This window comes from Planktothrix prolifica NIVA-CYA 540 (genome assembly GCF_963864145.1).
GTDB classification, from domain to species: Bacteria; Cyanobacteriota; Cyanobacteriia; order Cyanobacteriales; family Microcoleaceae; genus Planktothrix; species Planktothrix agardhii.
In genome coordinates, this window is the sequence record NZ_CAWLTW010000001.1 from 3,293,172 (window position 1) to 3,307,803 (window position 14,632).

The window sequence follows — 14,632 nt, forward strand, 5'->3', positions numbered from 1 at the left end:
CGAGATAGATGGAAATATTACAACTGATTTAGGATTGCTATAGTGGTATATTTTCCCCTATACCGCTATAATAAAAACCCAAAATACAAGATCTAATAGACAATGACTTCTGTACAATCTCCGCCCAGCCATCAACCGCCTGAAACCATTGCTTTAAGCGCAAAAGAATGGTTACAAAAAAACTTATTTAATACTTGGTATAATACCCTAATTACGATTGGAATTAGTTCCCTGTTATTATCAATGCTAACGGGGTTTATCTCTTGGGCTTTTACTACTGCTAAATGGGCTGTAATTCCGGCTAACTTACCCCTATATTTTGTCGGACGTTTTCCCTCGGATCAATATTGGCGATTGTGGATAATGTTAGGAATGATTGCTATTTTATCGGGAATAACCTGGGGATTTTTAGCAAGAAATAGCAGAATTTTATTTAGTAAAAATATCTTAATTGGGATTAGTTTAATCGGAATTTTAGCGGTTATTACTCCCACTCCAATAGTTTTTCGTCTGCTATTAATTGTGATGCTATTATTATTGGTAGCGGGGGCTTGGGGGGGTAAAACCATTGGAAATACTCAACCAAAACTGGGAAAGTGGTTGCCTTTTTCTTGGTTTTTATTACTATTAATTTGTGTTTGGTTGATTGGCGGTGGACTGGGATTAAAAGTAGTTGAAACTAACCTATGGGGGGGACTAATGTTGACATTATTAATGTCAATTATTAGTATTTTATTATGTTTTCCCATCGGAATATTATTAGCATTAGGACGACAAAGTAGTTTACCTGTAATCAGAATTTTATCAACGGTTTATATTGAAGTAATTCGAGGATTACCCTTAATTACAATTCTATTTATGGGTCAAATTTTACTGCCTTTATTCCTTCCTGAAGGAGCGCGACCCGATCGCATTTTACGCGCTATTATTGGATTAACTATGTTTAGTTCAGCCTATTTAGCGGAGAACATCCGAGGGGGTTTACAAGGTATTCCCAGAGGTCAAACCGAAGCCGCTAAAGCATTGGGATTAAATACACCTTTAACGGTGAGTTTAATTGTTTTACCCCAAGCCTTAAAAGTGGCAATTCCTTCAATTGTAGGTCAGTTTATTAGCCTATTTCAAGATACAACTTTACTATCAATTGTGGGATTAATGGAATTATTAGGAATAAGTCGCTCTATTTTAGCCAACCCTAAGTTTTTAGGACGACATTTAGAGGTTTATATTTTCGTTGGGATTTTGTATTGGGTATTTTGTTATGGGATGTCGATAGCTAGTCAAAAATTAGAACAACAATTGAATACGGAGCATAAATAAATAAACCCTTTTTGTTTGGGGTGAATAGCGAATATAATAGCGAATATAATAGAATAGAATAGTTTTGGGCGAATAGAATTCGCATCTATACAAACAAAGTCCGCCTGCGCGGACTAAATGATAACGTAGATAATTCAACCAGATTTGGTATTTTATCCTTCTTTTTTTGGTTAGTCATAGTTTGCGGTGCTAATGCTTGAGAAACATCACTTAAAACCAGTTTTAATAATTCCGGTTCTGGAGAAGTTTCTAGTAAACAAGTTTCGATGTAACCTGCTGCATAAGTCAGGTCTTGAAGTCGTGAGATCAGAAAGGGTTGGTATGATAAACTGTTAAGCATTTTCTGATGTCCTGTAATCTTTCCAGTATTTTTGAGCTTGATAAATATCCTGTTTTTGGGTACTTTTATCACCCCCACACAGTAACAGTATAATCGTTACTCCTACTTGTCCAAAGTAAATGCGATAACCAGGGCTATAATCAATTTTTAATTCATAAACGCCCTCTCCTACAAAACGACAATCTCCTAAATTTCCGAGTTGTAATTTTTTGAGTCGTAAGTCTATTCTATACTTTGGCGATCGCGCAAACGATTAAACCATTGATCAAAAGGTATTTTTCCATCGGATACAACATAACGCCTAATTTCCTTGGGTTGTGTTTCCATACTTTTGTTACATTTGCAGATAGCTTGAGCAAGGATTCTATAATTTATAGTAAGGTTAAATCTCTATTAATGTTAGTCACATACCGAAAAGTCCTCCCTAATCACTGAATTTATTATAAAGTCGATGAAGTTATTCAGAAGGCAAACATTCAGGTTATGCAAATCAGTAAAGAATTTCAAAAAAGCCGATGGAAACTTGGGCTAGTTATCCCGATAAGTTTAGGAGCTATTGCTCTCCTGAATTTGATAATGAGTCTTATTTTTTACCTTAATAGTCAAGCTGTAGTCAAAACAATGAATTGGGTTAACCATACCAATGAAGTCAAGATGCGTATAAGATCATTAGAAAAGTTTTTAGTCGATGCTGAGACTGGACAGAGGGGGTTTATTTTCACAGGTGAGGAAGAATTTTTGGAATCCTATACTGATGGACTTAAAAATCAAGAATCCGTGAAAATAGAATTAAAAAACTTGATTTCAGATAATCCAGAACAACTGCAAAGATTAGCTCAAATAGAGTTATTAATCAAGGATAAATTTGATGAATTAGCTATGACGATTAACCTCAAACGGAGTGGTAAGGAGCAAGAGTTAAGAAACCTTGTTCTCTCAGACAAAGGAAAAAAAATAATGGATGAACTCAGGGTCAAACTTATTGAAATGTACAAAGTCGAAAATCAGCTACTCGAAGATCGACAAAAGGAATTGCAACAGGCAGAACAACTTTCCAGGATTGCCACATTTACCGGAACTATTGTCATCCTAGGACTGATTTGTATCAGCATTCGGTTTATTCAACAAGGAATAATACAGCCAATCGAGAAAATCTCCCTGGATATTACCACTAGCTCCTCCCAGATTGCCACCACCATCGAAGAACAAGAAAGAATCACCCATCAACAAGCAATTTCAGTCAATCAAACCACCGCTACGGTCAATGAATTAGCAACATCATCTAGGCAAATGGCAACTCAAGCAGAAACCACCTCTGCCAGTGGCAATCAAGTATTATCATTGACCAAAGAAGGCTACCAAGCAGTAGAACTCTCTGTACAAGGAATTGCGGCTCTAAAAACCAATTCCGAGAGAATTGTTCAGCAAACCCAAGACTTAGAAAAACAGACAGTTGAAATCGGCACAATCTCAAATTTAGTCGGCAATATTGCCATGCAGACGAATCTCCTGGCGTTAAATGCAGCCATTGAAGCTGTACGGGCAGGGGAACAGGGCCAGGGATTTGGTGTTGTGGCTTCAGAGATCCGTAAACTAGCAGATCAGAGCAAACACTCTGCTTACCAAATTAATGTTCTTGTACAAGAGATTAAAAATTCCATCAATTCAACAATTAAAGTAACAACAGAAGGAACTCACACAGTCAACGAAATTATGCAAATGGCTGAAACAACGGTATTAACTTTTGACAAAGTATCATCTTCTGTTAATAATATGGTCTTAAATTCACAGCAAATTGCCATGAATATTAACCAACAAGATATCGCTATTCAGCAGATTGTTGAGGTGATCAACATGATTAATCAAGGGGCAGGGGAGACGGCTGCTGGGATTAGTCAAACTAAAATTAGCACTCAACAACTCAATCAAGTAGCAAAAATCCTCACGGATTTAATGTAACTAATATTCCATCCCTGAATGTTTCCTACAAATACTTGTTCGGGTGGCTAATCACTTCTTTCTATCCCCAATTCGTAATATTTCTCAACGAGGTAAACAGATAAGTACCTAAACAAAATTAATTACACATCTTCTACCCTGTTCCCTCCCCCCCCAGCCCTGCGTGCACGGGGGGTTTGGGGGGGCTGTTCCGGTGTTCCCTGCTATAACACATTGATTAGTTTTTCCCTTGGGCTAATATTTGTTGAATTGTACTTGTGAGTTGACTGAGTTTAACAGGTTTAGTCAAATAGTCATTAGCACCTGCTTCTAAGCATTTTTGTTTATCGCTGGTCATTGCTAAGGCTGTGAGGGCAATAATAGGTATATTAGCTAGTGTGAGATCGCTGTCCTCACGAATCCGTTGAATTGCTTCTAAACCATCCATAACAGGCATCTGAATATCCATTAAAATTAAATCTGGCTTGTATAATTTAGCCTGATCAATTGCCTCTTGACCATTTTTTGCCAAGATGATTTGGTATCCTTTTGCCTTCAGATAACGAGAGATAGTAATAATATTGGCTTCATGATCTTCTGCTAATAGAATCACCGACAGTTCTTGTAATGCTTGATTTGTAGAACTTGGATCTAAATTTAACCCAGTTTCACTAGGAGATTGAGGAGTTGGTAATAGCAAATCTTGACAAGGGAGACGGAAGGCAAAACAACTACCGAGATCAATTGTACTCTCAACTTTTACCTCCCCACCGTGCATTTCCACAATTCGTTTAACCAGGGTAAGTCCCAAACCTGTCCCCATATATTGACGATTTAAAGCACTATCAATTTGGATAAAGGGTTGAAACAGTTTAGTCAGATTTTCAGGAGTGATACCAATACCCGTATCGGTGACGGCAAAGCCTATAGATGAGGAATTTTCAATAGTAACATCAAATGTGATTTTTCCCCCGGCGGGGGTGAATTTAATAGCATTATCGAGTAGATTAATTAAAACTTGTCGGAGGCGCCGTTCATCTACGATAATTTCCGGTAGTTTCGGGGGAATTTTTGTCTGAATTGTAATCCTTTTTTGTAGGGATTGCTGTTTGATAAAAAGCAAACTTGATTCGCATAAATGCTGAATGGATGTAGGGGCGCATTCTATTTCAAATTTGCCCGATTCAATTTTAGCGATATCGAGGATATCATTAATTAATGATAGTAAATGAGTGCCACTGGTGGCAATAGTTTCTATGGCCTTTTGTTGTTTATCGTTGATTCCGCCAAATATTTCCTCCTGGAGAGCTTCGGACATCCCTAAAATAGCATTTAGGGGAGTACGCAATTCATGGCTCATATTAGCAAGAAACTCATTTTTGAGACGAGTTGCATGGGCAAGTTGTTGATTAGATATTTCCAATTGTTGGTTACTTTCGGTTAATTTTGCTTCGGCTTTCTGTTTTTCTGTTAATTCTTTATTGATCTGCTTAAACAGATCTGTTTGTTGAATTGCGATCGATAATTGATTGGCAATTTGTTGGACATAATCAATTTCTAATTGTTGCCATTTTCGAGGTTCATAACATTGATGAATGCAAAATAAACCCCAGAATTTTCCATTGACAACTAAGGGGATTAACAAATCAGCTTGAATTTTAAATTGTTCTAAAAAACGAGAATAACAGTCACTTTTTTTGACTTGATAAATATCATCAATTAGAATTTGATTCTGGGGATCGGGAAATTTATCTTGTTCTTTTAAACAATTTTCTTCGATTTTAATATTCAGAATTGAATTAACTCCTGTTTTCACAGATTCAGACACAAATTCCCCCTGATTATCGTCAAATTCAGGATCGAATTTAAAAATACAAACCCGATCCACGTCAAGAAATTTACGAGTCTCCTCTGTCGCCGTATTAAAAATAGTTTTTAAGTCTAAAGATTGACGAACTCGTTGGGTAATTTCCCTGAGTAATCTTTCTCTTTCTGCTTGATATTGTAAGGCATTAGCATTTTCTTGAATTTTAACTGCCATCCGATCAAAGGCAACAGAGACTTGCATCAGTTCATCTGAACCTGTTAATTTAGTTCTGATATCTAACTTGCCTTCGGCTAAACTATTACTAGCAGAAACTAACCGATAAACTCGTTTTGTAAAAGTCAAATAGAAGAAAAACCATAAACCTAGACAGAATATTATTAACACGCCATTAAAAATTAGTGACCGCCTTAAAGCTGCGTTAAAAGATTCTTTTTGAACACTGGTTAGATCATATTCAAGCAAGAGAATGCCCACCCGAGAAGGTTTAATTTCATTAGGTAAAATCTGTAAAACTAAGGGATAAATTGCAATCAGCTTTTTTTGATCTTGAGAAATTAGGATCTTTCCTGCCATTTTTTCTTTTACAGAGGCGAAATAAGCCCGATAATCAGAATTTATTGTTTGAGTGATAGAAGTTCCTTTAAGTTCATAATTACTTGACAAACGAATGATATTTTGATCATCTATTTTTACCACTAGAGAGAGATTCGGATCACTGCCAATCTGACTAATAATTGTAGTTTCTATATCGTTAACATTGCCACCCTCTATACTATTTTTACGCTCCATATAATCTAATATTCTAGCTGTTTGTCCAGCATAAATTTTCAGATAATTTTTAGCATTTGTTGTTTCCGTATGGGAGGTTTCAATAATTTCTTGACGAAACGATATCAGCCCGAAAAAACCACCACAAGTAATTAAAATGATAGGAATTGAAAATCTGATCGGTAGGGGAAAACGTTGGGGCATAAATTTTAGGGAGTTGATAAGTTAGCGTTCTTAATAAACTGATCATCTAGGATTGTATTTATATCAATATCTTTGGGTAATAATTTTTTTTCTCGCATAATGTTGATCAGTTTTTTGCTCCCCTGGACAAAGGAGGGATCATTTTGATTGAATAATTTTTGATTTTCTTCTAAGTTGAGTTGATGTATACCTTTAAAGGCATTCAAAATTGTGTCTGGTGTTACTTGTGTTCGTTTGGCGATGCGAGTTGCTGCTTCTTGAGGGTTTTCTTCTAAATATTTTAAGGCTCGAAATCGGCCATTAACTAATGATTGAATGCTTTCAGGAGAATTAGCGATCGCGTCGGTACTCACAACCAAAACATCTACAATTTCTCCCGGAATCTGACTACTATCAAACAATACTTTAGCCCCGGCTTCTAATATTTTAGCCACGGGAGGCCCAAAGGTAACAACGGCATCTATTTTTCTCTGTTTATACGCTTGTTCATGTTCTAATGGCTCCATAGAAACAATCTCAATATCTTTAACCGACATCCCATTTTTTTCTAGTGCCCGAGCCATCAAAAAAGATCCCAAAGCAGTTGGTTCTAGTCCGACTCGCTTTCCTTTTAATGCTTTGATATTAGTAATCTCGGGTTGTCCTAAAATTACATCTGCACCCCGGGAAACATCCATAATCGCAATAATTCTAAGATTTTCTTGGGTGGCGGCGATAGATAAGGCCTGATCAATTGATAATCCCGCCCCTTCAATTTCACCATTGCGATAGGCTTTAACTTCTTCTGTTCCTGAAGGATAATCTACCAATTTGATCGGCTGGTTGTCATAATAACCGAGATCCTCGGCTAAATATAGGGTTTCATATCCGGGCCAGAGATTCATCCCAATCCGTAATGGACTGGAGGATTGAGGGGTACAATTGACCAGGGCGATCGCTAAAATTCCGGTCATGAAACTGAGGATTAAGTATTTTAGATATTTTCGCCATTGTGGCTTTGTTGCTCTTTTCATTTAGTTTTTCTCCTGGGCTAATATTTCTTGAATTGTACTTGTGAGTTGACTGAGTTTAACAGGTTTAGCCAAATAGTCATTTGCACCTGCTTCTAAGCATTTTCTTTTATCGCTGGTCATTGCTAAGGCTGTGAGGGCAATAATAGGTATATTAGCTAGTTTGAGATCGCTGTCCTCACGAATCCGTTGAATTGCTTCTAAACCATCCATAACAGGCATCTGAATATCCATTAAAATTAAATCTGGCCTGTGTAATTTAGCCTGATCAATTGCCTCTTGACCATTTTCCGCTAAGATGATTTGGTATCCTTTTGCCTTCAGATAACGAGAAATCGTAATAATATTAGCTTCATGATCTTCTGCTAACAGAATTATAGGAAATTTTTCTGAGACTTGGGTTGTAGAATTTGGGTCTAAATTGACTGCGGTTTCCTGGGAAGATTGAGGAGATTTTAATAGTAAATCTTGACAAGGAAGACGGAAGGCAAAACAACTACCGAGATCAATTGTACTCTTAACTTTTACCTCCCCACCGTGTATTTCCACAATTTTTTTGACCAGGGTAAGTCCCAAACCTGTCCCCATATATTGACGATTTAAAGCACTATCAATTTGCACAAAGGGTTGAAACAGTTTAGCGAGATTTTCATGAGCAATACCAATACCCGTATCGGTGACGGCAAAACTAATATAGTGATTGCTTAAAGCGGTTTCCGTTGAAGATTCAAGTTTAACGGTTAAGGAGACTCCACCGCCTTCGGGAGTAAATTTAATCGCATTATTCAGTAAGTTAATTAAAACTTGACGGATACGCCGTTCATCTATTAATAAATTAGGCAGATAAGGGGAAATTTCGGTCTGAATTGAAATGCGTTTTTTTAGGGCCTGTTGTTTAATAAAGATCAAACTTGACTCGCACAATTCTGTTATAGGGGTAGGGGTGCAGTTGAGTTCAATTTTGCCCGATTCAATTTTAGCGACATCAAGAATATCATTAATTAATGCCAGGAGATGAGTCCCACTTTTTTCAATAGTTTGTACTGACTGATGTTGTTTTTGATTCAGGGGGCCAAATATTTCCTCCTGCATGGCTTCAGACATTCCTAAAATAGCATTTAAGGGAGTTCGTAATTCATGGCTCATATTAGCAAGAAACTCATCTTTCATGCGGGTCGCCCGGGCTAGTTCCAGATTGGTTTGTTGCAGTTGGACTTCATATTGTTTGCGATCGCTAATATCCGATAAAATTCCTTGACGACCAATTATTGTTCCTTGTTCATTTTTAATCGCTGTCGCACTAATTCTTACCCACAGATAATGACCATCTCGGTGAAGATGTCGAATTTCAAGATTATGGGATGTTTCCCCGGCTAGGATATATTGGTGATTATTTTTAATCAGCATTTCCAAATCATCAGGATGAACTAGATCCACAAAGGATTTACCAATCCATTCACTAGGTTTCCAGCCAAAAAGCGTCTCGAATTGGGGTGAAAGGTAGGTATATAAGCCATCAAGATCAAAAGACCAAATTAAATCGTTTGCTCCTTCTACCAGTCCTCGGAATTGAGCTTCACTCTTGGCTAATTCAACTTCAATTTTCTTGCGATCGCTAATATCAAAGCGAATCCCTAGATACTGAAAGGGTTTTCCGTAGCTATCTAAAAAGGGGACAATGGTACTGTCTACCCAATATAAATCCCCTTTCCTAGTTCGATTGCAAATTTCACCCCGCCAAACCTTACCCTGGATAATCGTGCGCCACAATTGTTTAAAAAAGTCAGAAGGATGGTAGCCAGAATTAATCAAGCGATGGGTTTTTCCGATCAGTTCATCACGGGAATAACCTGAAATTTCACAGAAACGATCATTGACGTAAATAATTACTCCTTTGGTATCAGTAATAGAGACAATGGCAGATTGATCTAAGCCCTGTTTAAAGGCAGATAATTCTTGAAGTAACTTTTGCCGTTCCAGTTCTACTTGTTTACGTTGGCTAATATCTTTAGCAATGGCTAAAAAGCCAATAATTTGCTGATTAATATCCTTGAGGGCATTGATAGATAGGGATACCGGAAAGTCAGAACCATCTTTGCGAATATAAATCCATTCTTGATCATTGATTATGCCTCCTTTACAGAGTGCAATAAAAACTTCAAAGCTTTGCTCAATGGGACGATTAAGCTCTTGGGAAAGGATTTCAGCGTAAATTTTCAATTCTTTGCGATCGTGGATTCTTGCGAGGGTGACTTTACCAATAACCTCCTCTGCCCGATAACCGAGCATTTTTTCTGCCCCAGCATTAAAGGTCTGAATCACGCCTTGAAGATCGGTGGAGATAATAGAATAATCAGCCGCATCGAGAATAGCTTTTTGGAGAATATTGAGGTTTATGACTTCCTTAGTCTGTTGTCGCACCAGGCTTTCCAGGGAAAGGTTAAATTCTTCTAATGATGATTGTGCCTGGCGTAGCTCTTGATTCCGTTGTTGCAGAGCTTCCGTTACCCTGAGTCTTTCTATTTCTGCCTCGGCTCTGGTGGCAAAAACCCGTAAAATATCAGTGATCTTGCCTAGATTGGATGAATTTTTCAGGGTTTTATTCCAGATCGCAATATAGCCCAGAGACTCCCCGGCTTGATTTTGTAGGTCAAGACCCAGATCACTCTTAGCATAAAGTTCTTCTAAATTTTCATTGATATGATCAGCTTGAAATTGGTGATTTGAGAAATCGACTAACTTACAAAAGACCTGGTTACGCAATTCTGTAATTACAATCCGATCAAGTTCAAAGGCTTTGCTAATATGTTCAGCCATGGCTGGGAAAAAGTCTTTTCCGGTGACGGCGGATGTACCTTCAATCAAGTTTTCCAGAATTTCAGAATCCTGTTTCCGTTGAGTAATATCGGTGGCCATGCCCACATAACCAATGATTTCCCCGTTAATATCACGTTCTACGATCGCCTGTCCAAATACCCAAGTGATTAAACCATCGGGGCGTTGATAGCGGTATTCTAACTGAAAGGGACGATTTTCATGAACGGCAAAATACCACTCCGAGACGATTTTGTCTCGATCCTGGGGATGTATGGCTTGAGTCCAACCCCCACCGATGGCTTTCGAGGGGGTGAGTCCGGTCATGGAACACCAAGATGTATTCACATAAATGCAGTTTCCCTGAGTATCGGTACGAAAAATCCCAACGGGAACAGCGGCAGCCAGGGTAATATAGGAATTTTGACTCTCAATCAGGGCGGCTTCGATTTTGCGTTTTTCTGCCAGTTCGGTTTCGATTTGTTGGTAAGCGGTGGCTTGTTGAATTGCGATCGCCACTTGGGTAGCCAGTTGTTGTAACAGGGTAATTTCTTCTGTCAACCATTGGCGCGGCTTATTGCTTTCGGAAGCCACTAACAATCCCCACAGGGTTTGTCCTAGCAGAATAGGAACAATAATTTTTGCCCGAATTTGCAAGTTTTCTAGGCTCTGACGATGGCAGTCGGTCATGGGAGTGGTGTAGATATCTGGCACTACCCGAACCCGTCCGTGAGTATAGGCATCGATCCAATCCGAAAAACAGGGGTCAGTAGTCTGTGTTCCTAGATCATAAAAATCTTGACTGCTGCTGGCTTCTGCTGCAACAATTACACTGGTATCGGTTTGTAATTGCCAAATCACTGTCCGATCACAATTGAGGTGAGATCGGATTTGTTCCACCGTTGTCTTCAAAATCTCTGGCAAATTCAGAGAGGAACGAATTTGAGTGGCAAGATTAGTGATTAACTCCTCTTGTTTGGCTTTTGCCTTGAGGATAGCCGTTCTTTCTTCAACTTGACGTTCTAATTCCAGATTCCGATGGCTTAAAAGTTCTATTTTCTCCGCTTCTAACCGTGATACCTTCTGTTCTAAAATTTCGGCTAATTTGTATAATTCCAGGGGGTTGAGGGCTTGTAAAATACTGGTCTGGGTGATAATTCCCAGCAGTTCACCCTCCTCACCCGTTACCACCAAGTGCCGAATCAAATGTTGTTCCATTATCTGTTGCACCACCCAGAGAGAATGATCTTTTCTGACTGGGAAAACCGATATATTCATCACCTGATCGGCCATACAGGTTTCTAAATCAAGGTTTAATGCCTGACACTGGACTAAATCTCGCTCAGTTACAAAGCCAATGGGGATAAATAGGCTATCTTGTTCTTGTACAATCACCACGGAACTGACACGATGCTTTGCCATCAATTCGGCGATCTGTAATATGGGACTATTGGGAGACACGGACACAACGTTCGCAATCATCACTTCTGCGACCAGACGTAACCGCAATAAATCTGTCGGACGGGATGTTTGTCTTAGGGTTTCGTGGGTGAGCAGTCCAACTATTTGATCTTGGTCGTTGAGAATGGGTAAATGGCGAATCCGGTGCTGTTTGAGCAGGTTAATCACAAAAAACAAATCCGTAAAAGCCGACTCATAGAGGGTGACAACTGGATGGGCCATGACCTCACGGACGGGCAGACTCTCTAAGGAGCGTTTCTCGGTGCTCAGGCGTACCACATCTCTCTCGGTGAGAATGCCTAATAATTTCTGATTTTCAGCAATTAGGACACAACTTGACCGAGCTTCAAGGTGTAATTCATCTAGTGGGTGATTGTCTCTGGTGGACGTCGAACACTGTGTATGCAATGCACTCATTTGTGTGATCGCATCCCTAACGGTCGTATCCGGTGCAACAATCAGGGGATTACGCACGATGGCAGATCTTAGTTCCGTTTTGGTGATAGCACTTGCCGATGTCAACGATGTCAACATGATCTGAATCAGGCTAGTTAGGTAATATTATTGGGGAAGGTAATTTCAAAAATTGCTCCTTGGGGTTGATTATTTTCCACCCTAATTGTGCCACCATGAGCTTCGACAATCATTTTACAAAAAGCTAATCCCAATCCGATTTGAGAGACACCTTGCATCAGAGTCCCAATTTCATATTTCTCGAAAATACATTGTTTTAAATTATCGGGTACGCCTTGCCCATAATCAGCTATTTTAATTTTTGTCCCTCCTTCGGGGAGATGTTCAGCACTGATGATAATCTGACTTTCTTGGGGAGAGAACTTAATAGAATTAGAGAGTAAATTATCTAAAACTCGCTGACACATCGCTTGATCTATCTTAATCGTGCCATCAAAATCAGGAATTTGGGTGATGATTTCAATCTTTTTTTGAGATGCGTTAAATTCAAAATCTTTAACCAATTCCCGCAGCATATTTCCCAGATTAACTGGGCTGAGATTGAGAGCAATTTTACCCGATTCTATCCTCGCCATCAGCAATAAATCATCAATTAAGCCTGATAACTTTTGCCCTGATAATTTTATTGTAACTATTTTCTCTTGTTTTGCCTCTGGTGATAGCTTGGGATGGGTCAACATCTCCAATCCTAACAAGATCCCAGCTAGGGGATTTCTAAGATCATGAACTAACATCTTGACCAGATCTTCTCGCAATTTCAGCAGGGTTTGTAGATTGTCGTATTGTTGCTTAATCCGCAGCATCGAATGAACTCTAGCGCGAAGTTCCAGACCATTAACGGGTTTGCTCAAAAAATCATCAGCACCGGCACTTAAACATAGAGCCAGGTCTTCTTTCTCCGTTAATGCCGTCACCATAATAATCGGAATTGACTGCCATTGGGGATTGGCTTTAATCCGGGAGCAAACCTCAATCCCGTCCATTTCTGGCATCATCACATCTAATAAAATTAGATCCAGTGGGATGATTTCTAGGGATTCGAGGGCTTCCTGTCCACTAGAAGCATAGTGTAACTCATAATTCTGACTGCTTAACAGTGATTCCAGGACATCAAAATTACGAGGTTGATCATCGACCACTAAAATAGAAGGCTGATTCAATTGTGGTTCCCTTAAGCACTTAACATACTCTTAATTTTGACATCCTCACCGACCTGAAGGTACGGTGATTCTTCACCACGCCACTTGTTTAAGGAGGTCGCTGAACGGGGTTGACGCTTCACAGACTGTCGCTACTCTTTGAGTAGTCTTACACTGTCTCCACGTCCGTTTAAAGTGTCAGAATGCCCTTCCGCCACTTCAAGAAAAGATTTAATTTTGAGTGCGTTCAAGGGTGGACTGATACCATTGCCTTACTTCCGCTTCCCCTTTCTCATCGTCAACCCCGCAGGACTTTCAACCTTGTTATTTGTTTCGGAGTATCTTTGATAGGGTGGGTTTTTTCACACCAACTTAATTTTAGCACAAAGCCGTCCTAGAAGGACGGGGTTTTAAACCCAAATCTTCGATAATAATGTATAGAACAATGAATCTACTGCTGAATACTAACCCCAATTTAAAGCCATGACACAAATACAACCTAATACCAACCCCAGTTCATCATCAATGTCAGATACTGCTATTATTGCTACCGATGTACATAAATGGTATGGCAATAATTTCCACGCCCTTAGAGGGGTTAGCCTTTCGGTGAAACGGGGGGAAGTGGTGGTGATTATGGGGCCTTCTGGTTCGGGAAAATCGACTTTTATTCGCACATTTAATGCCTTAGAAGAATTTCAACAGGGTAGTATTGTCATAGATGGAATTAATTTATCCCATGATTTAAAAGATATTGAAGAAATTCGCAAAGAAGTGGGAATGGTATTTCAACAGTTTAATTTATTTCCCCATTTAAGTATTTTACAAAATGTTACTTTAGCTCCGATTTGGGTCAGACGTTGGCCGAAGGCAAAAGCCGAAGAAGTAGCTTTACAATTATTAGAAAGAGTCGGGATTTTAGAACAGGCAAAAAAATATCCTGGTCAATTATCTGGCGGCCAACAACAACGAGTTGCGATTGCTAGAGCCTTAGCAATGCAGCCTAAAATTATGTTATTTGATGAACCTACTTCTGCTTTAGACCCGGAAATGGTGCGGGAAGTTTTAGACGTGATGCGAACTTTAGCCGAGTCGGGAATGACGATGGTTTGTGTTACCCATGAAGTCGGATTTGCGCGGGAAGTTGCCGATAGAATTGTGTTAATGGCCGATGGAATTTTAGTCGAAGAAGCAACCCCAGAAGAATTTTTTACCAATCCTCAAGAAGAACGAACTCAAAAGTTTCTGTCTCAAATTCTTTAATGTATTAAAATATAGCAATCCTAAATCAGTTGTAATATTTCCATCTATCTCGACCCCTCCCAACCCTCCCCTT

8 protein-coding genes and 1 pseudogene are annotated in these 14,632 nt (G+C 39.1%); 3 read left to right on the forward strand and 6 right to left on the reverse strand.

Features of this window, described 5'->3' with window-relative positions:
- The first annotated feature begins 102 nt into the window (after positions 1-102).
- A complete protein-coding gene (locus AC559H_RS14675) occupies positions 103-1,320 on the forward strand; it encodes an amino acid ABC transporter permease (RefSeq protein ID WP_026795855.1) in 1,218 nt (405 codons plus the stop codon).
- Between the two features lie 85 nt (positions 1,321-1,405).
- On the opposite strand, the gene AC559H_RS14680 is transcribed toward AC559H_RS14675, so the two are convergent.
- Both AC559H_RS14680 and AC559H_RS14685 read right to left on the reverse strand, forming a co-directional pair.
- Entirely contained in the window at positions 1,406-1,660 is a 255-nt protein-coding gene (locus tag AC559H_RS14680) for a hypothetical protein (RefSeq protein WP_071782610.1), read from the reverse strand.
- Positions 1,653-1,987, reverse strand: a pseudogene (locus AC559H_RS14685) (type II toxin-antitoxin system RelE/ParE family toxin). The gene AC559H_RS14680 and the pseudogene AC559H_RS14685 overlap by 8 nt, the downstream one beginning before the upstream one ends.
- A gap of 294 nt (positions 1,988-2,281) precedes the next feature.
- Here AC559H_RS14685 and AC559H_RS14690 point away from each other — a divergent pair.
- Positions 2,282-3,619, forward strand: a complete 1,338-nt coding sequence (locus AC559H_RS14690; protein ID WP_158442183.1) for a CHASE3 domain-containing protein — start codon at positions 2,282-2,284, stop codon at positions 3,617-3,619.
- Between the two features lie 217 nt (positions 3,620-3,836).
- Here AC559H_RS14690 and AC559H_RS14695 read toward each other — a convergent pair whose 3' ends face one another.
- Genes AC559H_RS14695 through AC559H_RS14710 form a run of 4 tightly spaced genes read right to left on the reverse strand, consistent with a single transcriptional unit; the run spans position 3,837 to position 13,317 of the window.
- Positions 3,837-6,398, reverse strand: a complete 2,562-nt coding sequence (locus AC559H_RS14695) for a response regulator (RefSeq protein WP_052349358.1) — start codon at positions 6,396-6,398, stop codon at positions 3,837-3,839.
- A gap of 5 nt (positions 6,399-6,403) precedes the next feature.
- Entirely contained in the window at positions 6,404-7,411 is a 1,008-nt protein-coding gene (locus tag AC559H_RS14700) for an ABC transporter substrate-binding protein (protein WP_026795856.1), read from the reverse strand.
- Positions 7,412-12,217 carry a PAS domain S-box protein gene (locus AC559H_RS14705; protein ID WP_071782762.1) on the reverse strand — a complete coding sequence of 1,602 codons (4,806 nt, stop codon included), beginning with the start codon at positions 12,215-12,217 and terminating at the stop codon, positions 7,412-7,414.
- Between the two features lie 17 nt (positions 12,218-12,234).
- The gene (locus AC559H_RS14710; RefSeq protein ID WP_026785520.1) at positions 12,235-13,317 is read right to left on the reverse strand and encodes a hybrid sensor histidine kinase/response regulator; all 1,083 of its coding nucleotides are present in this window, start codon (positions 13,315-13,317) and stop codon (positions 12,235-12,237) included.
- A 462-nt stretch (positions 13,318-13,779) separates the two neighbouring features.
- Here AC559H_RS14710 and AC559H_RS14715 point away from each other — a divergent pair, with 462 nt between their 5' ends.
- Entirely contained in the window at positions 13,780-14,559 is a 780-nt protein-coding gene (locus tag AC559H_RS14715; protein WP_026785519.1) for an amino acid ABC transporter ATP-binding protein, read from the forward strand.
- Positions 14,560-14,632 lie beyond the last annotated feature (73 nt).